Genomic DNA, 26,271 nt, shown 5'->3' with positions numbered 1-26,271 from the left:
CCTTGTATTCAACTTGTCGACAAGAAATATGCAGCGAAGCAAATTTGCACCCGCCTGGATACGGTCATCGGTTTCATCGAAAATCAAGCACCCGGAAACGGAAGCGCCACCGTCATCGCCCACGAGTATTCCTTTGGCCAGGGCTCGATCTGCTAGAGCCTCCGGCGCTGCGGTGCGATTTACGCACGACCCCTTATTCCATCACGATGCCAAACTGGTCGCTGCCAGCGCCAGGACGGCATAGCGGCCGACCTTGGCAATGGCGACCAGCAAGAGAAACGTCGGCAACGGCTCGCGCAAGGCGCCTGCAACGACGGTGATCGGATCGCCTACGACCGGAAGCCAACTTGCCAGCAGCGACCATCGCCCGTAGCGGCGATACCAGCTCTGTGCCCGCGCCATGGCACTTTCACCGACCGGGAACCACCGCCGATGCCGAAAGCGTTCGATCCAGCGCCCGAGGCCCCAATTCACCAGCGAGCCAAATACATTGCCTAAGCTCGCGACGGCAACAAGCGCGGCGGCCGGATAGGACTCGGTCAGCAGCATGCCGACAAGCACGGCTTCGGACTGCATGGGCAGGATCGTTGCCGCGGCGAAGGCTGCCAGAAACAGGCCGAAATAGGCGGCAAGATCGAACATGGTTCAGGAATATCCGGCGGTTTTTCGTCCAGAATGCAAAAGCCCGCGCCGGTAAGGCGCGAGCTTTTTGAGAACTGGCCCTGCTTAACGACGTGCGCCGAACGGGCGGAGCGTCATATGGCGATTGACGTCTTTGTAAAGCAGGTAGCGGAACGGGCCTGGGCCGCCAGCGTAGCATGCCTGCGGGCAGAAAGCGCGCAGCCACATGAAGTCGCCGGCTTCCACCTCGACCCAATCCTGGTTCAGGCGATAGACGGCCTTGCCTTGCAGCACGTAGAGGCCGTGCTCCATGACATGAGTTTCGGCAAAGGGAATGACGGCGCCCGGCTGCAAGGTGACGATCGTCACATGCATGTCGTGACGCAGATCGGACGGATCGACGAAACGGGTCGTCGCCCAACGCCCTTCGGTGCCGGGCATGGTTGCGGGCGCGATATCTTTCTCGTTGAGGATCAGCGGCTCCGGATGATCCAATCCTTCAACGGCCTCATAGGCCTTGCGGATCCAGTGGAACCGGGCATGGCTGCCGGAGCGGTTGTGGAGCGACCATTTCAGGCCTGGCGGCAGAAAGGCATAGCCGCCCGGCTGGAGAACGTGCTTGCCGGCCGGCAGCGTCAGCTCGATCTCGCCATCGACGACGAAGAGCACGCCTTCGGCTTCCGGATCCTGTTCCGGCCGATCGCTGCCGCCGCCCGGCGCCACTTCCATGACATATTGCGAAAAGGTCTCGGCAAAGCCGGAGAGCGGGCGGGCGATTACCCAGCAGCGCGTATCGTTCCAGAAGGGCAGAAAGCTGGTGACGATATCCTGCATGACCCCTTTGGGAATGACCGCATAGGCTTCGGTGAAGACGGCTCGCCCCGTCAGGAGATCGCTCTGCGGCGGATGGCCGCCAAGAGAGGAATAATAGATTTTTTGCATCGTCTCGCCCTTCGTTCTCAGTATTTCCCGGGAGGCGCCAGCATTTACCTCCATCGCACTATTGGATGGCCGTAAAGCCTTAATACTGCGTCACTTCGCTCCCGCCTTTTCCAACAATGCCGCGATCTTGTCGTAACTGCGGCCACGAGCATGCTGCAACGGTGTCACACCTTCATGATCAGCGATATTGACATTCGCCCCAGCGCTGATCAGCAGCTCAACGATTCGCAGATGGCGAAGACCTCCGTCGCTGAGGATAATGGCCTCCAGCAGGGCCGTCCAGCCGAGCCGATTGACGTGGTCGACATTGATGCCCGCCTTGATCAGCGTATCGACCGTCTCGACATGACCGCGCTCCGATGCCGGAATGAGCGCCGTGCCGCCATAACGGTTTACGCTCGCAAGGTCCGCCCCGTGGGCAAGCGTGAGCTTGAGGATTTCGAGATGGCCGCGGGCGCCCGAATAGAGATAGGGGCTGTCCTGAATATCGTCCTTGGCATTGACGTTGGCGCCGGCCTCGATCAGCGCGCGTGCGGCATTTACCTTGTTGCCGTGCGTGGCGACCAGCAAAGCGGTCGCGCCGCTCTCGTCCCGCGCATCGATATTCGCGCCGCCCGCGAGAAGCCGCCGGATAGCCGCAACATCGTCCACAGCAGCCGCATTGTGCAATCGAAGATCCATGGAGTTACCACTAGCAAGAAGAGGAAGGTAAAGAATAGCGAGGAGGAGCCATGCGGAGAGCAAGGCCAGCTTCCATAGGTGCCGCCGCGTTGGCCTGCCAAGAACAGAGCCGGCAATAGGCCACGGCAGCACAAATCGAATATCCCAATCCCGGTTCATTCGGTATGAACGCTCTCGGTTGACGATCGGTTAGGCGCAGTTGCGGCGCGGCATTTCCTTGACGCGAGGATAATCATAGGCGTTGACCTTGGACGTCGTATAGCCTGCGCCGACGAGCGCTTCCGCAAGCTTGATGGCGGCCGTGACGCCGTCGATAACCGGTACGCCGGTTGTCGCCTGCAGCCGGTCGCAAAGGGAAGACATGCCCGCGCAGCCGAGAATGATAGCTTCGGCGCGATCTTCGCGCTTGGCTCTTTCGATCTCAGCGACCAGCAGCCGCTCAGCCTCGACAGGATCCTCCTCCAGACCAAGAACCGGCAGATCGATGGCACGTACATTGCGGCAATGGCGCTCGGCACCATAGTCGCTCACCAGATCCTCGATGATCGGGATGGAGCGCGGCAGCGTGGTGATAATCGAGAAGCGGCGGCTGATGGTCATGGCCACCTGTACGGCCGCCTGGCAGATGCCGACGACAGGCCCGCGCGCCACTTCACGCGCCGCGTGAAGGCCGGGATCGTCGAAGCAGGCAACGACATAGGCATCGACCCCGAGCATCTCGCCCTTGAGGATTTCGGCAAGCATTCCCGGCACGGCCGCGGCCTCATCCGCACCGCCTTCGATGCTGACGGGGGTGTCGAGCGGGTTCACCGCCGATACTTTGGTGTCCTGCTGCTTGACCCTTAATGCGCTGTCCAGCGCCTGTGACGTCATGGAAGCCGTGGAATTGGGATTGATGAGACGAATATGCATGAGAGGGACCTTTCATCCATCCTTAGTCGCGCGACGGCTTGATGAAATCGGTGATTGGCGGAGCCTTGAGGACGAACTGGCGATCCGAAACGATGTAGTTGTCGGCATGCAGGCGAGCAATCGGCTGATAATGTTCCGGGTCCACATAGTGACCCTCGGCGTCGAGGCAATTGCGCCGCACATGCATGTGGACGACTTCGCCCAGCACCAGTGTGCGGCGTGGATAGTCGATCAGGCGTTCGACGCGGCATTCGAAGACGCAGGGAGCCTCCTGGACGAAGGACGCATCGATCTTGCGGCAGGTGGACGGCGTGAGACCGGCCATGGCGAGTTCATCGAATTCGCTGTCGAAGCCCAGGCCGCAGATCAGCATCTGCTGCGAGATCCCCATGTCGACCATGTTGACCACGAATTCCTCGGTCCGCCTTATATTGGCGAGCGTGTCCTTCTCCTCGCCATTCAGGCGCGGCTGTATGCCCAGCACCACGATCGGCGGATCGTGCGAGAAGACATTGAAGAAGCTCATCGGCGCCGCATTGTTATGACCGGCGGACGAACGCGTCGTGACCAGCGCGATCGGCCGAGGTCCGATGAAGTTCGTCAGAAGCCGATAACGGCTCTGAGGCTCAAGTTCGGCAAAGTCGAATTCCATTGCGCATCCTGCGAGTTCATTATGATTGACAATGTCATTCCATATTGTCGACAATTCTGCAATCAAAAACCGATTGTTGTGATTGACTTTTCCCTTCGCTTCACGCTTCTCTAGCCGCAACGAGGAGTGAGATTCATGAGCGACCAAACAGGGGTCTCTGTTCAGCAGATTGTCGAGAAAGTCTGGCTGTCTATCGCCGAGCGACGGCTGAGACCCGGTGTCCAGCTCAAGGAAGAGCAGATGGCCGCCATCTTCAACGTAAGCCGCGCGCGCATTCGCCAGGCCCTGGCATTGCTGCAGCGCGACGGTCTCGTCGGCATCATCCCCAATCGCGGCGCCTTCGTGTGCAAGCCTTCCGTTGAGGAGGCCCGCGATGTCTTCTTCGTTCGTCGCACTGTCGAGCGCTGCGTGGTCGAGCGACTTTGCAAGGGGGTTTCCAAGGCCGACATCAAGCGCCTGCGCGACCATGTCGCCAAGGAGCGGATCGCCAATACGCAGGACATCACCACCGATATCATCAAGCTTTCCGGCGGCTTCCATCTGCTGCTGGCGGAGACGGTCGGCTCGGACTTCCTGTTTGCCACCATGCGCGATCTGATCTCCCGCTCCTCGCTGATCACGGCCGTCTACCGCAACACCAACCGTTTCAATTGCGGTCCCGACGAACATGCCGAGATCGTCGAGGCCATTGTCAACAACGATGCGGACAGGGCCACTCATCTGATGGCTCACCACCTCGAGCACGTCGAATCGGAACTCGACCTGACCGAGATCCGCGACCTCTCCCACGACCTGCGTGCCGCCCTGGCCTGAGCCGGCCGAGGCATCCGCCTCGATCACGCGTCCGTCACGAGATGGCAGGCCACCCTCGTTCCATTCGAGAGCCTGCGAACCTCAGGCACCTCCGCCGAACACCTCACGGTGGCAAGCGGGCACCTCGGATGGAAGGTGCAGCCCGATGGTGGCTTCAGGGGGCTAGGTACCTCGCCGCCCACCAGTTCCTGATCGCGTTTGGGGGCGTCGATGCTGGGGATGGTTTGCAGCAGAAGCTGGGTATAGGGGTGGCGCGGGCGAGCGAAGAGTTCTTCCGTATCCCCCTCCTCGACGATCCGCCCCAGATACATCACGGCGATGCGGTCGGACATGTGCCGCACGACGCTCATGTCGTGGCTGATGAAGAGATAGGTCAGGCCCAATTCGTCCTGCAGCCGCCGCATGAGGTTCAGCACCTGCGCCTGCACCGAGACGTCGAGTGCGGATGTCGGTTCGTCGCAGACGAGAAATTCCGGCTCGCTGGCAAGCGCGCGGGCAATGGAGATGCGCTGGCGCTGCCCGCCGGAAAATTCATGCGGAAACTTCTCGCCGTCGGAAACGGAAAGACCGACGGTCACCAGCAATTCCTCGACCCGCTCGGTAATCTCGGCCGCGGTGTTGCGCAGCTTCAACTCGCGCAGCGGCTCGGCGATGATGTTCTTCACCCGCCAGCGCGGATTGAGCGAAGCATAGGGATCCTGAAAGATCATCTGGGCAGAGAGCGGCGCGCCGCTGCGTCCCGGCGCAAAGCGGACTTCGCCGCCCGTCGGAGCGTAAAGCCCGGTCACGAGCCTTGCCACCGTCGATTTGCCGCAGCCGCTTTCGCCGACGATGCTGAGGCAACCGCCGGCAGGCACGGTAAAGCTGATGTCGTTGACCGCCTGAAGAAACTGGCGCGGTTTGCGTTCCACGACGCGGTTGAGCCAGGGGGCGGACACGTCGAACGTCTTGACCAGTCCATCGACGGTCAGAGCCGCTGTATTTCGAGAGGAAGTCGTCATACGGTGCCTCCCGCGTTGAGCCAGCAGGCGCTCGCGCCATCGCCGGCCGGGATCAATTCTGGCCGCTCGCGCCGGCAGCGCGGACCGGCGGATTTGCAACGCGGATTGAAAGCGCATCCTTGCGGAAGGGCATCCAGCCGGGGCATCGAGCCATCGATCTGATTGAGCTTTGCCACGCGCGCGCCAAGTGATGGAATCGAGGCCATCAGGCCTTGCGTATAGGGATGGCGCGGTGCGTGAAGCACCTGTTCCACCGGGCCGATCTCGATCAGCCGGCCAGCATACAATACCGCCACGCGGTCCGCCGCCTCGGCGATGACGCCCATATCGTGCGTCACCAGCATCACGGCTGCCTGCTTCTCCTTGCACAGCCGACGGAGCAGCGAGATGATCTGCGCCTGGATCGACACGTCGAGCGCCGTGGTAGGCTCGTCGGCAATGATCAGTTTCGGCGAGGCCGCAAGCGCAAGGGCAATCACCACGCGCTGGCGCATGCCGCCGGAGAACTGGTGCGGATAGTGATTGACCCGCTCCTCCGGCGAGGGAATGCCGACATCCCGCAATAGCTGGACGGCGCGCGCCTTTGCCTCGGCCTTGCCGAGCGACAGATGCTGCCGGATCGTTTCCGAAAGCTGCGCACCGACGGTGAACAGCGGATTGAGCGAGGTCAGCGGATCCTGGAAGATCGCACCAATTTCGCGGCCGCGCACACGCTCCATCGCCCGGTCGTCCAGCGTATCGATCCGTTGCTTGCCGAGCCAGATTTCGCCACCGGCAATGCGGCCGGGACGCTCGAGGAGCCCCTGAATGGCAAGCCCGGTCATGGATTTGCCCGCGCCGGACTCCCCGACGACGCCGAGGATTTCGCCGGCCCGGATGGACAGGCTTATGTCCGACAGCGCCGTGACCGTGCCCCGCCGGTTCGGAAACTCGACCTTGAGATTACGGACATCGATGACCGGCTGTTGCGCCTCAACCATGGCTCTCCACCTCGATCGGATAGCTGGGCGGGAAGATCTCCGACACAGGCGGATGGTTCCAGCTGCGCTCGGGATACTTGGCGATCAGCCCATCATATTGCGCTTGCGCCTGGACGCGCGCCTTTTCCATGTCGAAGCCGGCCAGCTTGCGGTCCAGCATCGAGACGCGACCATCGACGAAGACAGCGCGCGTCACCTTACCGGAACCGCCGACGACCAGTGTCGTGATCGGATCGACCGATGGCGCCATGATGGCGTCGTCCAGACTGAAGACGGCGATGTCGGCACGGGCTCCGGCCGACAGATGGCCGAGATCCGAGCGACCGAGCGCCTTGGCGCCGCCGAGCGTTGCCGCATCGAACAGATCGGCTGAGCGTACGCGGTCCGGCGCATGATCGCTGATGCGGCAGGTGATGAGGCCTGTAAGCAAGTTCATCAGCATGTCCGGCGGCGTCGTATCCGTGCCCATGGCGATGTTGATGCCGCGCTTGCGGCAGCTGGAGAAGGAATTGAGGATCGAGCCGCTGCGCGCTGAAACCAACGGACAATGCACGATGGAAACGCCGTTTTCGGCATAGAGCCCAAGATCTTCTTCCGTGGCATTCGTCGCATGAGGCGCAATCATCCGGTCGCTCAGCAGCTTGTGCTTGGCGAGCCAGACGGGAGCGGTCGAGCCATGCAACATGCGCACCGTGTCAACTTCCATCGTGCCCTGCGCCATGTGCAGGCGGAACTTGCAGCCGAGATCGCGCGCGGCCGCATCGGTGCGCTGCAGAAGGGCAAGCGTCGAGGTCTCCACCCGATCCGGCGCCAGGAGGCCGCGCACGAGATCGCCGTGCCGGCCATTCTGCCGCTCGATATAGGCGATCGCATCCTTCAGGCCCTGAAATCCGCGCTTTTCGTCGAAAACCGGAACCATCTTGCCCGGCGCTTCCAGAACCATGCCGCCCGAACGATAGGCGGGGCTCAGATAGACGCGCAGGCCAAGATCGCCGGCAGCATCGGCGGCAGCATCGAACTCGGCAACGGTCTCGCCCCATTCGCGATAGAACAGCGAGGCGATCGGAGCCGCAGTGGTGATGCCGTTCAGCAGGAGCTGACCGAAGGCAAAACGCTTCTGGAAAGCCAGCTCTTCTTGGCTATACATCTCGTAGGGACCGGCTTCCACATAGCTGCGCGGCCAGACGCGTCCCTTGGCCCAGCCGGGATGGCAGTCGATACCGAGGATGGTGGTATCCAGATCGGACAGCGCGTCGAGGTCGATCAAGCCGGGGCTGATCACGGAATTGCCGAAATCGATGCGACGCGCGACTTCGCCGGGGAAGTTGTGGCCGACGAAGAGAATGGCTCCGCTTTCGAACACGACCTGGCCGTTGCGGAGCAGCCTATGGCTGCCTTCCTTGTGGCCGACGACCCAGCTGGCGGTGATCAAGGTGCGCCCTTCCGGGCGCTGACCGAGCGAGAGGTTTTCCATTGCATGTGCCATCAGGGCATCTCCACCACGGCCTGACCACCGCGAGCCGTCACGCGGCCACCCTTGACCACGAGCGGGCGCGGCGCGATGTCGACGACAGCGTGAGCGAGCGTTTCGCCGGCCAGCAGGGTGAAATCGGCATCGCAGCCGACCTTCAGGCCGTAATTCTCGATCTGCATGACGTCAGCGCCGCCCTGCGACACAACATGGAGGACATGCTCCAGATCGCGGTCGGAGCGCAGTCCGTTCTTCATGCCGATGACCTGGGCGCGATCGAGCATGTCCGGGTGGCCCCAAGGACCCCAGGTATCGCGGATGCCGTCACAGCCGCCGCCGACGCGCACGCCTGCTTCCTTGAGCCGCAAGATCGACGGCACGGCCGCCGAAGGCGCGCCGGTGGTGAGGATTGCAATATCCAGCTTTGCGATTTCCTCGATCAGCTTGCCGACGCGCAGATAGTCGTTCATGCCGAGTGCGAAGGCATGGCTGATCGCCACCTTGCCCTGCATGCCGTTGGCGCGGATGCGCTCGAACATCAGCTCCATGGTGAAGGCACCGAGCTCGCCGGCTTCGTGCAGGTGGATGTCGATCGGAACGCCGTGCTTGGTGGCAAGGGCGAACAGGATGTCGAGCTGGCCCCTGGGATCGCGGTCGATGCCGCAAGGATCGATGCCGCCCAGGACTTCACAGCCCTGGCGCAGAGCTTCGTCGAGCAATTCCACAGTTCCGGGCATGACCATCACGCCGGACTGCGGGAAAGCGACGATTTCGATATCGATGATGCCCTTGAGCTTCTCGCGGGTTTCCCAAACGCCTTCGACGAGCCGCAAGCCGTGAGTGGGATCGATGTCGACGTGGCTGCGGATATGCGTGCCGCCATGCGCCGCAAGGCCGATAGCGTGGCGCATGGACTGGCGATGCGGATCGATACCGATTTCCAGACGATGCTCGCGCTCGAAATCGATACGTTCGCGCAGGACAGCGGCACGATTATTGACATGCCACGGCATGCCCCAGGTGGTCTTGTCGAGATGGGTATGGGCATCGATCAGGCCTGGCGCGGCGATCGCGTTGCCGCCATCCTCGACCGGCATGCCCGGCTCGGCTTCGAACTTTCCAAAGCCTGCAATCTTTCCGTCGCGGATGAGGATATCGCAGGTCTCTCCAGCCATTGGCCTGACATTACGGAGCAGAAGATCGTTCATGAACTTACCTCAGTTTGGGATTAAGGGCATCGCGCAGCCAATCGCCGAGCAAATTGACGGCCACGACAAGCAGGCAAAGCTGGATGACCGGGAAGAGCACGATCCACCAGGAACCGGCGAACAGGAACTGGTTACCGATGCGGATGAGCGTGCCGAGCGAGGGCTGGCTCGGCGGCATGCCGATGCCAAGGAAGGACAGCGTCGCTTCGGTGAGGATCGCCATGCCGAAATTGAGCGTCGCCGCAACCATGATCGGCGTCAGCGTGTTCGGCAGAATGTGCTTTGCCATGATGCGCCGGGCGGGCACGCCGATCAGCCTTGCCGCCTGTACATAATCCTTGCCGGCCTCGACGATCGCCTGTGCACGCACCGTGCGGGCATATTGCACCCAGCTCGACAGCGCGATGGCAAAGACAAGCACGGCAGACGCACCGATCTCCCGCAAGCTTTCCGGCAGCATCTGCCGCACGACCGTGGACACCAGGATCGCAACGAGGATGGTGGGGATGGACAGCATGACGTCCCCGATGCGCATCAGCAGATTGTCGATGAAACCACCGAAGAAACCGGCAACGAGACCGGCAACCAGGCCGATCAGCAGCGACAGCACGACGGAGGCCACGCCGATGACGATGGAAATGCGCGTGCCATACAAGACGGCCGACAGCATATCGCGCCCCTGCGTATCGGTGCCGAAGAGATAAGGCATTTCGCCGCCATCATGCCAGATCGGCGGCAATTCCGCCTTCCACATATCGAGCTGCGCGCCGTCATAGGGATTTTGCGGCGCGATCAGCGGCGCCAGCAACGCCGTCAGGATCAATATGGCGAGGATCGTCGCGCCGAAGATCGCCGTCTTGCTATGGGTAAAGGACCACCAGAGGTCGCTGCTGCGCAGGCGCTTGAAAAGCGATGGGTGGAGCGGCTTTTCCTGTTTCGACGTTTCGGACAGTTCCATGGTCATCGAGCTGGCTCCTGGTTTCGATCAGCGTGCAGTGCGCAGGCGGGGATCGATCACCGCATAGGCGATGTCCACCAACGTGTTGAGAACGACAAAGATGAAGGAGATGATGCAGAGGTAGGCGGCCATGACAGGAATATCGAGGAAGGTGACTGCCTGGATGAACAGCATACCCATGCCCGGCCACTGGAACACCGTCTCGGTGATCAGCGCGAAGGCGATCAGTGCCCCGACATTCATCGCCGTCATGGTGACGACAGGCATGAGACAGTTGCGCAGCGCATGACGGAAATAGATGCGCCAGCGCGGAATGCCGCGGGCGCGGGCAAACTTGATGTAGTCGGAGCGCAGCACCTCGAGCATTTCGGCGCGCACCAGACGCATGACCAGCGTGATCTGGTAGAGCGAAAGCGCGATCGACGGCAAAATGAGTGCCGCACGGCCCGTCCGCGTCAGGAAGCCTGTCGACCACCAGCCGATCTGCACCACATCGCCGCGCCCGAAAGCCGGCAACAATCCCAAGGTGACCGAAAAGCCAAGAATAAGCAGGATGCCGACGACGAAGCTCGGCAGTGACACACCGACAATAGAGAGAAACTGCAGCCCCTCCGTATACCATTTGCCGCGCTTGATCGCGGTCAGCACGCCGAGCGGAATGCCGAACAGCAGCGAGATCAGCGTCGCGACGAAGACGAGCTCCAGGGTCGCAGGGAAACGCTCGCCGATCAGCGGCAGCACCTTCTGGCCATTGCGGTAGGAGACGCCGAAGTCGCCCTCCGCCGCATTGACGACAAACCGCACATACTGCGTCGGCAGGCTGTCATTGAGACCCAACCGCTCGCGCAATGCGGCGCGATCCGCCTGAGAGGTCTGCTCGCCGACCATGAGTTCGACAGGATCGCCAGCGAGCCGGAAGATCAGGAATGCCAGCAAGGCAACGGCAAGCATGACCAGGATTGCATTCCCGAGACGCTTGATGATGAAAACCAGCATGGGGACCTCTAGGCTTCGCTTCGGTCTCCGCCAGACCTGCCTGGACAGCCTGACGAAATTCAAATTCGGCAGTATGGGAAATCGGCGTCAGTGAGCTGTTCGACTGTATGCTGCACATTGCCTGAAGCCGTCACTTTCGACGGCCGTCGCGACACGAGCATTGCTCGCTGCGAACCTCCTCCTTCACTCCCTTTGACAGCCATTAACGCAGATAATTCGGTGTTGTCAACGTGATTGTAGACAATATTGGACATTAATGTTGAACAGGGAACCGCAAAGGAAAAGAGCGCCCTGCGGGAACGCAAGGCGCTCTTTCATGTTTCGATATTGCCTCGGCTCAGTCGTCACTCGGCCATTTGCGTCAGCCACAGGCGCGGCTTGTTGTCGGCGCGGAAGTCAATGCTCTTCACCTTGCCCAGGACTGCCCAAGCGATCGGCTGCTGATGGAGCGGCACGAGCATGACCTGATCCTTGGCGATCTTCAGCGCCTGCCCTTCCAGGGCGAGCCGCTTTTCATTGTCCGGCTCCTGCGCCGCCTGCGCTACCAGCTTATCGAGATCCGGATTGGACCAGCCACCGTAGTTCGACACGCCCATGGCGCCCTTGCGGGTGGACAGAACCTGCGACAGCAGCGAGTAGGCATCGAGCGTCGGCTCGTTGGCCCAGCTCAGGTTGAAGACATCGGCCTTGCCGTTGCTGCGCTTGGGCGTCTGCACTGCGCGCGGACCGATATCGATGTTCGGCTGAAAGCCGCTGCGTTTCAGCATGTTGGCGAGGCCGGAGCAGATGTCTTCTTCGTTGATGCTCTCGTCGTTCATGCAGGTATAGGTAAAGGCGAGATTCTTCTGGCCGGCGTCGTCCAGCAGCTTCTGCGCAAGCTTGGGATCGGCAGGCTTGAAGGTATCGAGATCCTTCGCATAGCCGGAAATTTCCGGGGCGATCAGCGAGCCGGACGGACGGGCCAGACCACGCATCACCTTCTTGTTGATCAGATCGCGATCGACGGAGGCTTCGAAAGCCTGGCGCACGCGGATATCGCTGAACGGATTCGGCCGCCCGTCTTCCAGCTTATCCTTGCGATTGAAGGCGACAAAGACGGTACGCAGTTCCGTGCGTTTCTTCACCGTGATGTTCGGCGTGGACTCCAGACGAGGCAAATCCTGGATCGGTGCGGAATCGATGAAGTCGATCTCGCCCGAAAGCAGAGCGGCGACGCGCGTGGCGGCCGAGGCGATTGGCACGAACTCGATGCGATCGAGATTGTGCTTCTTCTGATCCCACCAGCTCGTATTGGCAACCAGTACCGTCTTTGCGTCGGGAACGCGGCTGTCGAGCTTGAACGGCCCGGTGCCGTTGGTATGCATCGTCGTGTAGCCTTCGACCTTCGATGCAAAATCCGTCGGCTTTTCGCTGTTATTGTCCTTCAGCCACTTGGCATTGAACATGAAAATATTGGTGATGTCGTTGAGGAACAGCGAAGTGGGCGCGGAAACCTCGATGTCGACCGTGTAGTCATCGACCTTCTGAATACCGGCATAGAGCGGAATATTGCCGCGCAGCGGCGAAGCTGGATCCGAAGCGCGCTTGAAGGATGCGACGACGTCATCGGCAGTGAAATCGGCACCGTCGTGGAATTTCACACCCTTGCGCAGGCTGAAGCGCCAGTGCTTGTTGTCGATCAGCTTCCATTCGGTGGCAAGTGCCGGCTCGATCTTGAAATTCGCATCATAGCGAACCAGCCCCTCATAGATGTGATTGAGGAAGGCAAGGTTCGACGTGGACGGAACCGAATCCGGATCCAGCGAGTAGATGTCCGCCCGGCTGCCCCAGCGCAATGTCGCAGCATCGACGGGCGCGGCCAGGGCGGCCGTGGCCAGTGCAGCGATGATGATCTTCTTCAAGCCAATCAATGTTTCCTCCCTCAGTTATTTGCTGGGTTCCGATCTGATCGGACCTGCCCAAGTTTGACCGGAGTATCAATGCGGCATCCGCTATTGTCAATTAAATTGTTGACAATTATCGTATCCAAAATTCGACCAGATCCGCGCCAAGTCGGGCAATTGAAATATCGGAGGAAAATATGGAAGACCTGCTTCTGCTGCATGGAACGATCGTTACCGTCGACACGGAGCGCCGGATCATAGAGGACGGCGCGCTCGCGATTTCCGGGGATCGGATTGTCGACATCGGCACCGCCGAGGACCTGGCACAGCGTCATGCCGGGAAAAAGGTGATCGATTGCCGCGGCAAGATGATCATCCCCGGCCTCATCGACGCCCATGGCCATGCGGGCCACACGCTGATCCGCAGCATCGCCGCCGATACCAATTCCCTATGGATGCGAGTGGTGACGCCGACCTATTATCACTACGTCACCCGCGACTTCTGGTATGCGGACGGGCTTGTTTCGGGCCTTGAGCGGCTTCGCGCCGGCGTGACGACAGGAGCGAGCATCATCACCTCGATGCCACGCGCCGACGACCCTGTCTTCGCCATCAATCATGCGCGCGCCTACGCAGAACTCGGTCTGCGTGAGATCGTCTGCATCGGTCCTTCCGGCCTGCCCTGGCCGCATCCCGTCACCCGGTGGGAAAGCGGCAAGCCCGAGCGGCGCGACATCGCCTTCGAAGAGATGATCGAGGGCTCGGAAGCGGTTATCGAGGCAGTGAACGGCAGCGCCGACGGACGTATCAGCGTCTTCCTGACGCCCTTTACCATCGTGCCGTCTGTTGAGCCGTCCAACGCATCGACGCCGGACCAGGCCGTTAACTTGACGGAGGATGACCGCATGCAGGCGCTCCGGGTGCGCGAGACCGCGCGCAAATGGGGCGTGCGCATCCATTCTGACGCCTTTGCGGGGCAGATCCGCATGGCGTTTCAGGACAAGGAGAACGCACTTCTCGGACCCGACATCCATCTTCAGCATTGCTGGGGCATCTCGCATGAGGAGATGGACATTCTGGCCGAGACGGGCACTCACGTTACCCACGCGCCACCCGGTCGATCCACGCCGGTGCTGGAAATGATGGCAAGAGGTATCTCTCTGGCCATCACCACGGACGGCGTTTCTCCCAGCCGGCACTTCGATGTGCTCCAGACCGCCAGGCTGTTCCAATCGACGCAGCATATCCTGCACAACCACGACCGCTACCTGCTGCCGCCGGGCAAGGTCTTCGAAATGATCACCATCGATGCCGCCAGGGTCCTCGGCATGGAACACGAGATCGGGTCGCTCGAAGTCGGCAAGAAGGCGGATATTGCCATCATCGACATGCGCAAGCCGCATCTGATGCCGAACTGGATGCCGGTTCATCGCCTGATCCACCAGGTCATCGGCAGCGATGTCGACACGGTCATCGTTGACGGCAAGATCCTGATGGAAGGCGGCAAGGTGCTGACGGCCGATGCCGATGCCGCGCTCGATTTCGGCCAGCGGGAAGCGCTTGCCCTTGCCGATCGGGCCGGCCTGCGCGCTCATATGCACGATCCCGGCTGGGGCAAGCTGCAGCGTACTTTTGCCGAACCGGTGCGGCCGCCGCAGGCTCCGGACTGCTAAGGCCGAAGCCGCCGCCGCGCACGGGCTAACCGATCGATCCGCCGCCCCGAGGCTTAGCGATCGTCGGCCGCCTTTGCGAAAGCGACGTCCGCCGAAGAAAGCCAGCGTTCGATCACCTCGACCAGCAATTCCGGACACTCCTTATGCGGTGTGTGCCCGATGCCTTGCAGGATACGGCATTCTCCATGCGTCCCCGCAATCCGGCGGGGATGAGCAACGGAGCCGAATTCATCGTGTTCGCCGTGGATCGTCAGCTGCGGGCAACGAAGTGACTGAAGCGCTGCATCGAGGTTCCAATCGCTGAATGCCGGGGCGAGCCATGTGTCTATCCAGGCATGCAGAACCCATTCCGCCTTGTCGCCATGGTACTTGGCCAGACGGTTCATGTTCTCCGGCAATTCGAACTCTTTTTCGGCGACCCTGATCCCCGCCAATGTCCGGTCCTCTACAAAGGCCTGGGCGGCGATGCTGATGACCGCCTTGCACTGCACTGGAAATCTCGCGCCCGCCCATATCGCCATGCCGCCGCCGACGCTGTGCCCGCAGGCGATGAAGTCCGCGATCGCCAGCTTCTCGCATAGAAGAGGCAGATATTGCGCCGCTTCCACAGCGATGAAATCCCGGCTGAGAATATCCGCGCGGCGATCGGAGCGGCCGAAGCCCAGGCGGTCATAGGCGATCACCCGCCGATTGAGGGTCGCGGCCAGCAATTGCGGAAACTGCCTCCAAAGCGCGATGCAGCCGAGCGAGTCGTGAAACAGGATCAGCGGCGTGTTTGAAGCCGGATCGCGCGGCGTCCAGGACTCGGCAAAAAGCCGCCCGCCCGGGCTCTCGATCCAATATTCCTTTTCGCTGATCTCAGTCACGTCAACTCTCCGAACCATTGTGCCGCCCCATACATCCGGCGCCCTATGCATCCCGCGAGGGTGTCATGTCTGGATGGCGCCCGCTTGGCAATATGTTTTTAGTACCGTTTCTCATTGGCTCACGCTGCGGCCCGCTCGGCAAGGATCAGATTTTCCGGGCCTTGCGACGGCCAGTCCTGGTTCCGACTGGGATGGCAACGAACTGTGTTCAGCGACGTTTCGAAATCAATGCGCTGGAGCCGGCTCGGCTTCCGACGCCTTCCGCTCATGGTGGTCGGCGGCAAGCAGCATGTAGACCGCAGGCACGACGAAGAGCGTGAACAAGGTGCCGATGGCAAGCCCCGTCGCAATCACCAGGCCCATATTGAAGCGCGATGCCGCACCGGCGCCGGTTGCCAGGATCAGCGGTATCACGCCGAGAACCATAGCACCCGTCGTCATCAGGATCGGACGCAGTCGGATGCCGCAAGCGCCCTCGATCGCTTCGCGCTTGGACTTCCCCGCCACCTGCAGCGTGTTTGCCACTTCGACGATCAGGATGCCGTGCTTGCTGATCAGCCCCATCAGCGTGACCAAGCCGACCTGGGTGTAGATATTCATCGTTGCCCCGCCGATGCCAAGGCTGATGAAGGCCAGCGCGCCTGCAATCGACATGGGCACCGACACCAGAATGATCAGCGGGTCGCGGAAACTGTTGAACTGAGCCGACAGCGCCAGAAAAACGATGATCAGCGCCAGAGCAAACGTGGTGGCCATGCCACTGGACTCCTGCACGAACTGCCGGGACTGGCCACCATAATCGACCGAATATCCCTGTGGCAGCGTGCGCGCAGCAATCGACTTGAGCGTATCAAGAGCATCGCCGACGGCAACGCCCGGCGCCGGCACGCCCGCGATGGTGGCGGAGTTCAGTTGCTGGAAATGCGCAACCGAGCGCGGCGTTGCCTCAAGCTTTGCCGTCGCGATCGCCGAAAGCGGGATCTTCGAACCATTCACGTTCGCGATCGGATAATTCATGATCTGATCGATGGTCTGGCGCCAGCGCTGCTCCACCTGCGGAATGACCTGGTAGGAACGGTTGTCGATACTGAAATAGTTGACGTAACCGCCGCCCAGCATGCCGGCGAGCGCCGCTCCCACATTGTTCATGGACAGGCCAAGCGCCGAAGCCTTGCTGCGGTCGATCTGGATCGAATATTGCGGATTGTCGATATTGAGATCTTTCACCACGAAGATGAACATACCGGACCTTTGCGCTTCCTGCAGGAAAGCGCTGGATACCTCATTCAGCTGGCGGAAGCTGCCGGTGGTGCCGATGGCAAATTGTACCGGCAGACCGCTGGCGCCTGGCAGCGGCGGTATCTGGAAGACCACCGCCTGGCCGCCGGCAATTTTAGCCATCTCAGCCTGCACCAGCGGCTGAAGATCGTTCGCCGTCCGCTTGCGCTGGTTCCATGGCTTCAGCACCATGCCTTCGAACGACGTGCCCGGCGCCTCGACCTGCAGGGTCTTGTCGGTTTCCGGGAAGCTGCCGAAAATCTTGGTGACCTGATTGGAATTGAGAAGCTTCTGCTGAAGCGTCGCGTTGGGCGGGTTGGTCACCTGCGCGCCGAGGAAGCCCTGATCCTCGTTCGGGGCAAGCTCGTTTTTGGCGCTCGTATAAAGGAAATAGATGCTGCCGAGGACGATTGCGGCGAAGACCAATGTCACCGCCACCGTGTTCAGGCTGCCATGCAGCATCCAGACATAAGGCCGATGGATCTCCGAGAAGCGGCGGTCGATGAAATCGGAAATCCTCTCCTCCCAGCCGTGGCGGTCCGTCAGATGCGGCTTCAGGATGCGAGAGCACATCATCGGCGTCAGGGTCAGCGCGATGATCATGGAGACGGTCACGGCACCGACCAGCGTGAAGGCAAATTCGGTAAACAGCGCTCCCGTCAGACCGCCCTGGAAACCGATCGGCACATAGACGGCGACCAGCACGACGGTCATCGCCAGGATCGGTCCCACCAGTTCATGGGCGGCCGCCAATGCTGCCTGCATGGGTGCCGCGCCCTCCTCGATATGGCGATTGATGTTCTCCACCACGATAATGGCGTCGTCGACCACGAGGCCGATGGCCAGTACCAGGGCGAGCAATGTCAGAAGGTTGATCGAGAAGCCGAAAACGAGCATCATCGCGAAGGTGCCGACCAGAGATAGCGGTATGGCAACGATGGGAATGGCGACCGAACGCGGCGAGCCGAGAAACGCGAACACCACGAAAATGACGATGGCCAAGGCCTCGACCAGGCTCTTCACCACCTCGTCGATCGACGTGGTGACGAAGGTGCTGGAATCATAGACGATGTAGCCCTCAAGCCCTTGCGGCAGCTGCGCCTGAATATCCGGGAACACCGCACGCACGCCCGCGATCACATCGAGCAGGTTTGCCGTCGGTGCGATCTGGATACCCATGAAAACGCCGGTCTGCGCATCGAAGCCGATCTGCACTTCGGTATTCTGCGACCCGAGCGCAACGGTCGCGACATCTTTCAGGCGCACGATCGTGCTGCCGATCTGCTTGACCACCATCTCGTTGAATTCGTCGGCCGAATGCAGATCGGTCCGCGCGGTAAGCACCGTCTGCGTCATCTGTCCGCGTGTCGTGCCGATACCGGAGATGTAGTTGTTGGCTCCAAGGGCTGTCCACACGTCGCCGGCGGTCAGGCCATAGGCGGCCAATTTCTCGGGCTTCAACCAAGCCCTCAGCGCAAACGTTCTGCCGCCTAGAATTTCGGCCGTCTGAACGCCTTTGACGGTCTGCAGCTTTGGTTGGACCACGCGCGACAGATAGTCGGTGATCTGGTTGCTGGCGAGAACATCGCTGCGGAAGCCGATATACATCGCATCGATCGTCTGGCCGACGGAGACCGCCATGATCGGTTGCTGCGTTCCTGTCGGCAATTGATTGAGAACCGAGGATATCTTGGCATTGATTTCCGTCATCGCCGCGTCGGCATTGTAGTTGAGGCGCAGGTTGACGGTGATGGTGGAGCTGCCGCTGGTGCTCGACGAGGTCATGTAGTCGATGCCGTTGGCCTGAGCGATGGCGGTTTCAAGCGGCGTCGTAATGAAGCCGGCGACCACGTCGGGCGCTGCACCCGGATATATGGTCGTCACCGTGACCACGGCATTCTGGGTCTGCGGATACTGGCGCACGGTCAGCGAGCGGTACGACTGATAGCCGATCACGACAATCAACGCGCTCACCACCAGGGCAAGCACGGGGCGCCGGATGAAGATGTCGGTGACGTTCATCGCCACACCTCAGTTGGGGTTTACCGGTTTCGCATTGGGATCGTTCGACGGCTGCACCTCGTTGTTGATGATGACAGGCGACCCGTTGCTCAGTTTCAGCTGGCCTGATGTCACCACCACCTCGCCGACATTCAACCCCTGGGTCACCGCGATCTGGTCGCCGCGCGCCTGTCCGGTGCTGACGAACTTCTGATTGGCAACGAGCTGCGGCTTTCCATCCTGCCCATTGCCCTTCTCGGTCACCACGTAGACGACGTTGCCGTAAGGGTTGATAGTGACTGCGGTCTGCGGCAAGGCAATATAGTCCTGCGGCTCGCCGATCACCACAGATACATTGCCGAACATGCCGGGCAGAAGCTTGCGGTCGGCATTGGCGAAGGTCGCCCGAATGGTGAGATTGCGGCTCTGGACGTCGACCAGTGGGCTGATCGCCGTGATCTTGCCGTCGAAGGTTTGGCTGCCATAGGCGTCGACCGTTGCCGTTACCGCCTGGCCGACCTTCAGCTGCGACAGAGCCTGTTGCGGCATGGAAAAATCGAACTGAATAGGATCGAGCGACTGCAGGGTCACCACAGCGGTGCCGGCCGCCAGATATTGGCCGAGACTGACCAGCTTGATGCCGAGATGCCCGTCGAAGGGCGCACGTATGGAATATTGATCAACCAGCGCTTGCTGCGCCGCGACCTGGGCCTCCGCGGCCTTCAAATTCGCCAGATTGGTATCGACCTGGCTTTGCGCGATGGTGTTGGCCTTAATCAGCTTGGAATCGCGGTCATAGGCGATCTGCGCATTGGCGGCCGAGGCTTGGTATTGCTGCAGCGTCGCCATCTGCTGGTCGGCTAGCAACTGGACGATCAAGTCGCCGCTCTTGACGTCCTGGCCATCCTGAAAGCCGATCTTCTGGACGATGCCCTGAACTTGCGCCGAAAGGCTGGCGCCCTCGACGGCATTGAAACTGCCGACCGACTGCAACGTGGTCTGCCACGCGCTCATCGCTGCCGGGATTGTCGAGACGGTCTGCGGCGGCGCCTTCAGATTGGCCAGATACGCCGCAATCATGCGGTTCTTGAATGCCTGAAAGCCGAAGATCCCGCCCAGGATCAGGCCTATGACGATCAGCATGATCACCATGCGTTTTATCATGACGATAGACTCTGCTCTTCAGGGATGGGTTCTATGAGGTTTGATGGCATGGGCTTTAGCGCATCTCACCTAAAGCGGCTTTCAGCCAGCCCGGGAGCGAGCATGTCGCAGCTTGCTTTCACGGCCTGCCGGACGATCGATAGCCACGCGGATTGCAGGCGGCGCGCAGACGGACACTCTTGCATCGAAGAGCAACGCTGACCAACACCTTCTGCTCGCTTCAGGCAATTTTCACTCTCGCCCGCTGGAGGCTGGCAATGCCCATGCCGACCATTCTCACGCAAAACGGACCAGTCAAACGTCATGGGCGAGCCTCCGCTCCGATCGCACACGAGCTACCGCGACCAAGCTTAGGATAACCGATTTGTTCTACCCAGACCATATCCAAGAATCTGAAGCGGTGGCCATGGTTGCGGCAACGCTCTCATAACTGTTCTGCCTTTCTCCGGTGGCCAGGCAGATTTACGCGCACCTTTCTACTGCCGGATGATCACATTCAGCTGCAGGCATTGATAACTTCGGCAGCTAGCCCATGTTTAAAAAGACGTAGGAGGAACGTCATGGAGTTGAGTACCGAGGAACTTGAAGGACGGTTTTCAGAGCTCACGGTTTCCACGCGGCGAGCCCTTGTCGACCATCTCAGGGCGACGATCGCAGATCTCGCCTACGATCTGGCGGTAGACGGACTTTCGGACCTTATTCCCCCGATGCTGGTCATAAACGACGCCCTCGGGGGCTTGATGGATGAGATCTCCAAGGCCGATACCAGCTATTCGGACGAGATTATCTTGGCGACGGTTCGTCTCATCAGGACATCGCGAGCCCTGCTCACCGAAGAGGTCGCCGTGCAGACGATCCATTAAGGCTGAGGCGCAGGAGCGACGCAAGCCGCTCATTATCGGATTGGCAAGCGACGGCAGCAGCGACAAACGCCGGCGTAAAGTCGGCGACAAGTTCGTTCCTGCGGTAACTATCCGGCTCAAGGAGCGGCATGTCGCCGATGAGCTTCGAGAAACCGTTGCAATTTCACGTCATGCTGAAATTGCCCCGGCCTCACGCGCCGCAAATAGCGTGCGCGAGCAGGAAGAAGGAGACGAGAACCATTACCGCCGCTGCCAGATGGTGCAGGAAAGGCCTGATGTGCCGGCTTGTCGCCACTGCGGGTCGGGTGGCGAGAGAGGCGAGATAAAGAACAGTATCCATGAAAGCTCCCAGCGATGGCGCCCACTGCTCTTCATGCCAGAGCAATGGAGCGGCCGTAGACATATGCAATTTACGAATATGATTTTATCTATAAAATTTATGTACTAAAGGAACGATTTTCCCCGAGACAAGGGCTTCAATAAATTCGACGTTCCGAGGCGCACTATGCCGGGAAAACAGAATGCACGCATCGTTTCGAAAGCCGTCCTGACGATCCGACCGACAGCTGCAGCGTTTGATTCAAGGTCGCAGCGGCTATCAATGCCGCTGCTTCAAAGCGACGGCATCCCCATTGAGAGCGGAGCAATCCGCCACCGGGAGCCCTATCTCGAAGTCGAAAATGCGTCGCCCGAGGCGTTAGCCCGGCGTGTAAAGTCCGGCCGCATGGGCCGCCCGGTCCAGCTCCTCGCGAAAATTGGGGTGAGCCAGCCCGATCAGCGCCTTTGCCCGCTCGGCTACGGATTTGCCCTTGAGATTTGCCCATCCATACTCGGTGACGACGATATGCGTATCGTTGCGCGGTGTCGTCACCGGTCCCGCCAGCGTCGGAACGATGCGCGAGAGCGTACCCTTCGCCGCCGTCGAATGGCAGGCGATGATCGATCGCCCGCCACGCGAGGCATAGGCGCCACGCACGAAATCCACCTGGCCGCCGGTCGCGCTGAATTGCCTTCCGTTGACGAATTCCGAATTACACGCGCCATTCAGGTCGATCTGCATCGTCGCGTTGACCGACACCGCCCGGTCATTCCGGGAAATCACGAAGGGATTGTTCACATAGTCGACGGGATGGGCTTCGATATCCGGATTGTTGTTCAGGAAATCGTAGAGCGCCTGGTCTCCGAGCGCGAAGGTGAAGATCGAGCGACCGACATGGGTCTGCTTGCGGCTATTGTCGACCACACCTGCCTTGATCAGATTGGCAAGGCCGGTCGTCATCATTTCCGTGTGGATGCCAATGTGGCGGTGCTGCAAAAGCCGTGAGCACACCGCATCTGGCAAGGCGCCGATGCCCATTTGCAGGCAATCGCCGTCTTCGACGAGGCCCGCAACTGTCGCGCCGATGGCATCGTCGACCTCGTTACGGGGAGCGGCTGGCAGGATCGGCAGGCCGACGTCGTGTTCGACCAGCGCCGTCACGCTCGATACGGGGATCATGCAATCGCCCCGCACATAGGGCATATTGGCGTTGACTTCGAGGATCAGCCGGATTCCGGGTTTTCTTGACACCGTGAGCGCGTAGTCGGTGCTGGCGCCAAGGCTGAAATTGCCGTCGGCATCCATCGGCGCGACGGTCGCGATCAACGTATCCACACCGACATGCTCGACCAGCGAGCGCGGCACCTGGCTGAAGTGGCAGGGCACCAGATCGACGGCGGGCAGAGCCTCCGCCAATCGCCTCTTGTCGAGCGCGCGCTCCACGCCGCCATGAAAGTAGCTTATGGGAATGATCCGATGGCGCAGATCGAAATCGAAGACGCTGGCGCCTGCGACGCCGGTGCAAAGGAGATAGTGGAGCTTTATGTTTTCAACGGCGTGCGTCCGGGCCTGCTCGGCCAGCGCCGCAAGGATGCCGGGTGGCTGGCCTGCGGCTATCGGCATTGCGACCTTCGCGCCTGACGGGATTAAAGCGACGGCCTCTTTTGCTGAGCGCAGGCGTTCACGATACAGTGTCTGATGGATACTGGTCATTGGGCCCTCCTCCCGACGCCATTTCAGAGCAAAACGGCATCGATTGCAATGGGCGGCGTCTCGCGGGCATTTGCAGGCGTTCCCGCAGGAGGATGGCGGCCCAGCGCGCTACGGAGACGCAAATCGCCGAGCTGCCGCTCCTGCTCGTCGAGATGGAAAAAGCGGGCGACGATGGCGAACGTTTTGCCGCGCCGGACCTCGCCTTTCACCAGGCCATCCTGCGCATGTCCGGCAAGGGAGCCGATCGGCTCCCTTGCCGCGCTGACCGAGACGGCGCTGAGTCATCAGCTTCGGTCTCACCGACGATAATCCGCAGGGTCAACGTCACTCCTTGCCATTGCACCGCAATGTGGTGGAGAATATCGCGGCGCGCGATCCGGAGGCCGACGGCGATGCTCTGATCACATTGCTCGACCCGGCCGAAGAGGATGTGAAATCCGCATTGGCGGCACGCGCGCGGAAGGGCTGAACTTGCCCCTCCGTGCCGGCTGATACGAGGAGTCCGATGGGTTGCCGAGGGTATTGCGACGCCTGGGAACATCGGCACAACCAAGAATTAAGAGGTTGATGGTTCTGTACATCCGAATTCACGCGCGGGGGAAGCGCCATGAAAATTGCCGTGGGTGTGGCGACAAGCGGTCGCAGAAAGATCTTGGCCTGTATGATCGACCGGCTGGCGGCACAGACACGCAAGCCGGATCATCTGTTTCTAAGCCCCGCCACCGATGAAGACATCGATATGGAGCACCTGCGCTCGGTGCCGTTTCCGGTGAGTATCGTATCGTCGCCAAAAGGCAGTTGCCCGCAGCGGAACGCGATTATCAACGCAGCCGCCGGCATGGATGCTCTTACCTTTTTCGACGACGACTTCTTTCCGGCCGCCAACTACCTCGCCGAAACGGAAGCGCTGCTCGAGGCAGACGAGACTATTGTCGTGGCGACCGGACACGTCATTTTCGACGGCATCCACGGGCCTGGCCTGCAGGCGGGGGAAGCAGACCGGATCATCAGGGAAGACCCGACCCCGGACCCTGCCCCGGCCGTCGTCCCCGCGCATAATGCCTATGGCTGCAACATGACGTTCCGCCTGCAGCCTATCCTAGCCCACCGCATCTTTTTCGACGAGGAACTGCCACTATACGCCTGGCAGGAGGATGTCGATCTTTGCCGGAGGCTGTCTCCCTATGGCAAGATCGTCGCCTTCAATCGGCTGCGTGGCGTTCATCTCGGGGTCAAGGCCGGACGCACGTCGGGCTTGCGCTTTGGATATTCGCAAATCGCCAATCCGCTCTACCTGGTCAAGAAAGGCTCGGTGTCGCTGAAATGGGCGCTGCGACTGATGGGCGGTAATATCGCCTCGAATATCATCGGCTCGATCAACCCGCCGCCCTATGTCGATCGCCGCGGCCGCCTTCGCGGCAATCTGATTGCGCTGAGGCATTTGCTGCTGGGGGCGCTCGACCCGCGACACATTACCAATATGTAATATATCACTTACATATATATATATATATATATATATATATCCGACTGGCTCCGTCGCGCCGCGTGCGCACCGGACTTCGGTGGACTTCGATGCCGATCGGCTCCTATTTCGTTGCCGAACCTTTTGCCTTTTTATCCTTTGTCAATGCGACCCCGACCATGCGGAAAAGACTTTTCAATTCCGGTTCCCGCACCAGGCTCGCCGCGTCATTCGGGGAGAGCCATCGAAGCCGGCGCTGGCCGTGTTCTGGAAACTCCGCGCTCGTCGCAGCGACTTCAAGAAGATGAACCTGCACCACTGACGGTACGGTCTCGCCGGTATCAAGGGATTTGAGATAGGTGTAATAGCCGAAGCTTCTCTTCCTGGCCTTTCCCTTGACCCCCGCTTCCTCCCAGGCCTCGCGCTCAGCAACCTGATGCGGCAACTTCTTCTCCATGGGCCATCCCTTGGGGATGACCCACCGGCCGCTTTCGCGCGATGTGATCAGCAGAACCTCCACCTCCTGGCCGTCGTCCCGCCGTCGGTAGCAAATCGCTGCATATTGCTCGACTGTCTGGCCGGAGAAGAGCTTATCGGCCTCGCCCGCCAGATGTCTGAGATAGGTTTTCCTTGGCATCTATCTGCCGTCGCGGCTGCAAATCCAGCCGAACCGGGCCCGATCCATACCTCGAAGAAGCAAGTCGGAACACTCTGCCAAAATAATGGATTCCCGAATAGCCGCCATGCACCGCTCCGTATCTGCGCTGCCCGAACAGAACCGGGCAGCCATGCCGCAATCAACCAAATCTCTTTAGCCGACTATAGTTCCCCCATGTCATAGCGCCTGCGGCAGGCATTGTCATATAAACGTTACGAAATATTTTTTACCATGCAATAACAATAATATAGCCGCATGAATACCTTGTCGCAAAGAGCAGTGAGCTATCACCTCTGATGCTGCCGCAGCGGGCAGGCAGAGACGGCACGGCTCAGACGCACTCCGCCTGACACGGACCGAGCGAAGGAAGCGTCTGAAATGATTCGTAAAATCGCTAGGTTCGCCGCCCGGGAAGATGATGCATCAGGGACTGGCAGGCACGCATCATATGTGCCGTCAGAAAGTCAGCCGCCTTCTCCGCATCGCCTGCCTTGCACAGCGCCAGCAGCTCGCGATGCTCGCGATCGGCGGTTTCCAGGCCACGCGACAGAGTAAGCTGAATCCGCAGATAACGCTCCAGCCGGTCGTTGATGGACCGGATCGTGCTGACGAGATAGGGCCTTTGCGCGTCTTCATAAAGACAGCTGTGGAATTGCCAATTCAATTCAGACCAGCGCGCAACATCGGCTTCCTGCGCAAAGGCATCGCAATAGGCCTGCGCCTTTTCAAAGGTCTTTTCCGTCATGAAGGGAATGGAAAGCTTGAGCGCGTTCGATTCCAGAATGGCCCGCACCTCGAAGATCTGCACGATTTCAGGCTCTGAAACGGTGGTGACGATCGCACCCTTGTTGCGATGGAACTCGACCAGCCCCTCGGCCTCGAGCCTCTTCAGCGCCTCGCGAACCGGAATCTTACTCACGTTGAAGAGACGTGCGACGTCATCCTGCCGAATAGGTTCACCTTCATCGAGGGAACCGTCCGCGATGGAATCTCGGATGAATTTCAGGATTACATCAGAAGTGCTCGGCGCCTTTCCCAGATTGGGTATCTGATCAATGTTGAGGGGCATTCAGTCGTCGTTCCCAGGATAAGTCGCAAGGTGAGCAAGGGATATGGAGCTCGCAATCTTCCCTCAATACCGTGATCTCGTTCT

25 protein-coding genes are annotated in these 26,271 nt (G+C 60.4%); 5 read left to right on the top strand and 20 right to left on the bottom strand.

Annotation, left to right across the window (positions count from 1 at the left end; translation table 11 throughout):
- Positions 1–201: 201 nt before the first annotated feature.
- The 5 genes from RHSP_RS05620 to RHSP_RS05600 all read right to left on the bottom strand — a co-directional run bounded on the left by RHSP_RS05620 (position 202) and on the right by RHSP_RS05600 (position 3,808).
- Positions 202–642: a YqaA family protein gene (locus RHSP_RS05620; protein ID WP_004110274.1), complete on the bottom strand. Its 441-nt coding sequence runs from the start codon at positions 640–642 to the stop codon at positions 202–204.
- A gap of 84 nt (positions 643–726) precedes the next feature.
- Positions 727–1,563 carry a bifunctional allantoicase/(S)-ureidoglycine aminohydrolase gene (locus RHSP_RS05615; RefSeq protein ID WP_037149871.1) on the bottom strand — a complete coding sequence of 279 codons (837 nt, stop codon included), beginning with the start codon at positions 1,561–1,563 and terminating at the stop codon, positions 727–729.
- A 90-nt stretch (positions 1,564–1,653) separates the two neighbouring features.
- Entirely contained in the window at positions 1,654–2,244 is a 591-nt protein-coding gene (locus tag RHSP_RS05610; RefSeq protein WP_004110269.1) for an ankyrin repeat domain-containing protein, read from the bottom strand.
- A gap of 189 nt (positions 2,245–2,433) precedes the next feature.
- Entirely contained in the window at positions 2,434–3,156 is a 723-nt protein-coding gene (locus tag RHSP_RS05605; RefSeq protein ID WP_004110264.1) for an aspartate/glutamate racemase family protein, read from the bottom strand.
- A 22-nt stretch (positions 3,157–3,178) separates the two neighbouring features.
- Positions 3,179–3,808 (bottom strand): flavin reductase family protein, encoded by a 630-nt coding sequence (locus RHSP_RS05600; protein ID WP_037149869.1) that lies wholly within the window; start codon positions 3,806–3,808, stop codon positions 3,179–3,181.
- A 135-nt stretch (positions 3,809–3,943) separates the two neighbouring features.
- On the opposite strand from RHSP_RS05600, the gene RHSP_RS05595 reads away from it, so the two are divergent.
- Positions 3,944–4,621 (top strand): GntR family transcriptional regulator, encoded by a 678-nt coding sequence (locus RHSP_RS05595; protein ID WP_037149866.1) that lies wholly within the window; start codon positions 3,944–3,946, stop codon positions 4,619–4,621.
- A 23-nt stretch (positions 4,622–4,644) separates the two neighbouring features.
- Here RHSP_RS05595 and RHSP_RS05590 read toward each other — a convergent pair whose 3' ends face one another.
- The 7 genes from RHSP_RS05590 to RHSP_RS05560 form a co-directional block, all read right to left on the bottom strand.
- Positions 4,645–5,622: an ABC transporter ATP-binding protein gene (locus RHSP_RS05590; RefSeq protein ID WP_037149863.1), complete on the bottom strand. Its 978-nt coding sequence runs from the start codon at positions 5,620–5,622 to the stop codon at positions 4,645–4,647.
- Positions 5,619–6,602 carry an ABC transporter ATP-binding protein gene (locus RHSP_RS05585; RefSeq protein ID WP_037149860.1) on the bottom strand — a complete coding sequence of 328 codons (984 nt, stop codon included), beginning with the start codon at positions 6,600–6,602 and terminating at the stop codon, positions 5,619–5,621. Before RHSP_RS05585 ends, RHSP_RS05590 begins: the two co-directional genes overlap by 4 nt.
- Entirely contained in the window at positions 6,595–8,088 is a 1,494-nt protein-coding gene (locus RHSP_RS05580; RefSeq protein ID WP_004110256.1) for an amidohydrolase family protein, read from the bottom strand. Before RHSP_RS05580 ends, RHSP_RS05585 begins: the two co-directional genes overlap by 8 nt.
- The gene (locus tag RHSP_RS05575; RefSeq protein ID WP_004110252.1) at positions 8,088–9,281 is read right to left on the bottom strand and encodes an amidohydrolase family protein; all 1,194 of its coding nucleotides are present in this window, start codon (positions 9,279–9,281) and stop codon (positions 8,088–8,090) included. Before RHSP_RS05575 ends, RHSP_RS05580 begins: the two co-directional genes overlap by 1 nt.
- A 4-nt stretch (positions 9,282–9,285) precedes the next feature.
- Complete coding sequence (locus RHSP_RS05570; RefSeq protein WP_420820087.1) at positions 9,286–10,239, bottom strand: ABC transporter permease; 954 nt, start codon at positions 10,237–10,239, stop codon at positions 9,286–9,288.
- A 27-nt stretch (positions 10,240–10,266) separates the two neighbouring features.
- Entirely contained in the window at positions 10,267–11,235 is a 969-nt protein-coding gene (locus RHSP_RS05565) for an ABC transporter permease (RefSeq protein ID WP_037149854.1), read from the bottom strand.
- Positions 11,236–11,579: 344 nt separating this feature from the next.
- Positions 11,580–13,145, bottom strand: coding sequence for an ABC transporter substrate-binding protein (locus RHSP_RS05560; protein ID WP_037149851.1), 1,566 nt, complete (start codon positions 13,143–13,145; stop codon positions 11,580–11,582).
- A gap of 170 nt (positions 13,146–13,315) precedes the next feature.
- On the opposite strand from RHSP_RS05560, the gene RHSP_RS05555 reads away from it, so the two are divergent.
- Positions 13,316–14,791, top strand: a complete 1,476-nt coding sequence (locus RHSP_RS05555; protein WP_004110241.1) for an amidohydrolase family protein — start codon at positions 13,316–13,318, stop codon at positions 14,789–14,791.
- A gap of 53 nt (positions 14,792–14,844) precedes the next feature.
- On the opposite strand, the gene RHSP_RS05550 is transcribed toward RHSP_RS05555, so the two are convergent.
- From RHSP_RS05550 to RHSP_RS05540, 3 genes are all read right to left on the bottom strand, one after another.
- The gene (locus tag RHSP_RS05550) at positions 14,845–15,657 is read right to left on the bottom strand and encodes an alpha/beta fold hydrolase (RefSeq protein ID WP_037149848.1); all 813 of its coding nucleotides are present in this window, start codon (positions 15,655–15,657) and stop codon (positions 14,845–14,847) included.
- Positions 15,658–15,882: 225 nt separating this feature from the next.
- The gene (locus RHSP_RS05545) at positions 15,883–18,957 is read right to left on the bottom strand and encodes an efflux RND transporter permease subunit (RefSeq protein WP_004110238.1); all 3,075 of its coding nucleotides are present in this window, start codon (positions 18,955–18,957) and stop codon (positions 15,883–15,885) included.
- Positions 18,958–18,966: 9 nt separating this feature from the next.
- On the bottom strand, positions 18,967–20,100 hold the full coding sequence (locus tag RHSP_RS05540) for an efflux RND transporter periplasmic adaptor subunit (RefSeq protein ID WP_037149845.1): 1,134 nt from the start codon (positions 20,098–20,100) through the stop codon (positions 18,967–18,969).
- 560 nt (positions 20,101–20,660) lie between these two features.
- Between RHSP_RS05540 and RHSP_RS05535 the strand changes: the two genes are divergently transcribed.
- Positions 20,661–20,963 carry a hypothetical protein gene (locus tag RHSP_RS05535; RefSeq protein WP_004110234.1) on the top strand — a complete coding sequence of 101 codons (303 nt, stop codon included), beginning with the start codon at positions 20,661–20,663 and terminating at the stop codon, positions 20,961–20,963.
- Between the two features lie 190 nt (positions 20,964–21,153).
- Here the strand turns inward: RHSP_RS05535 and RHSP_RS34495 are convergent, their stop codons facing one another.
- The 3 genes from RHSP_RS34495 to RHSP_RS35440 all read right to left on the bottom strand — a co-directional run bounded on the left by RHSP_RS34495 (position 21,154) and on the right by RHSP_RS35440 (position 23,204).
- The gene (locus RHSP_RS34495) at positions 21,154–21,303 is read right to left on the bottom strand and encodes a hypothetical protein (protein ID WP_157385295.1); all 150 of its coding nucleotides are present in this window, start codon (positions 21,301–21,303) and stop codon (positions 21,154–21,156) included.
- Positions 21,304–21,660: 357 nt separating this feature from the next.
- Positions 21,661–22,995 carry an acetyl-CoA hydrolase/transferase family protein gene (locus RHSP_RS05525; protein ID WP_004110228.1) on the bottom strand — a complete coding sequence of 445 codons (1,335 nt, stop codon included), beginning with the start codon at positions 22,993–22,995 and terminating at the stop codon, positions 21,661–21,663.
- Positions 22,996–23,018: 23 nt separating this feature from the next.
- Complete coding sequence (locus RHSP_RS35440; RefSeq protein WP_037149838.1) at positions 23,019–23,204, bottom strand: hypothetical protein; 186 nt, start codon at positions 23,202–23,204, stop codon at positions 23,019–23,021.
- On the opposite strand from RHSP_RS35440, the gene RHSP_RS33350 reads away from it, so the two are divergent.
- Together RHSP_RS33350 and RHSP_RS05515 are read left to right on the top strand one after the other, a co-directional pair.
- Entirely contained in the window at positions 23,118–23,396 is a 279-nt protein-coding gene (locus RHSP_RS33350) for a hypothetical protein (protein WP_240535368.1), read from the top strand. The two genes, RHSP_RS35440 and RHSP_RS33350, sit on opposite strands and share 87 nt — an antisense overlap.
- 206 nt (positions 23,397–23,602) lie before the next feature.
- Positions 23,603–24,481 (top strand): glycosyltransferase family 2 protein, encoded by an 879-nt coding sequence (locus RHSP_RS05515; RefSeq protein ID WP_004110226.1) that lies wholly within the window; start codon positions 23,603–23,605, stop codon positions 24,479–24,481.
- Between the two features lie 103 nt (positions 24,482–24,584).
- On the opposite strand, the gene RHSP_RS05510 is transcribed toward RHSP_RS05515, so the two are convergent.
- Both RHSP_RS05510 and RHSP_RS05505 read right to left on the bottom strand, forming a co-directional pair.
- Complete coding sequence (locus RHSP_RS05510; RefSeq protein WP_004110225.1) at positions 24,585–25,097, bottom strand: NUDIX hydrolase; 513 nt, start codon at positions 25,095–25,097, stop codon at positions 24,585–24,587.
- Between the two features lie 415 nt (positions 25,098–25,512).
- Complete coding sequence (locus tag RHSP_RS05505) at positions 25,513–26,187, bottom strand: GntR family transcriptional regulator (RefSeq protein WP_004110224.1); 675 nt, start codon at positions 26,185–26,187, stop codon at positions 25,513–25,515.
- Between the last annotated feature and the right edge of the window lie 84 nt (positions 26,188–26,271).

The sequence above is a fragment of the Rhizobium freirei PRF 81 genome (assembly GCF_000359745.1).
In the GTDB taxonomy this organism is placed as follows: domain Bacteria; phylum Pseudomonadota; class Alphaproteobacteria; order Rhizobiales; family Rhizobiaceae; genus Rhizobium; species Rhizobium freirei.
This window is presented reverse-complemented; position numbering and strand designations above follow the sequence as displayed.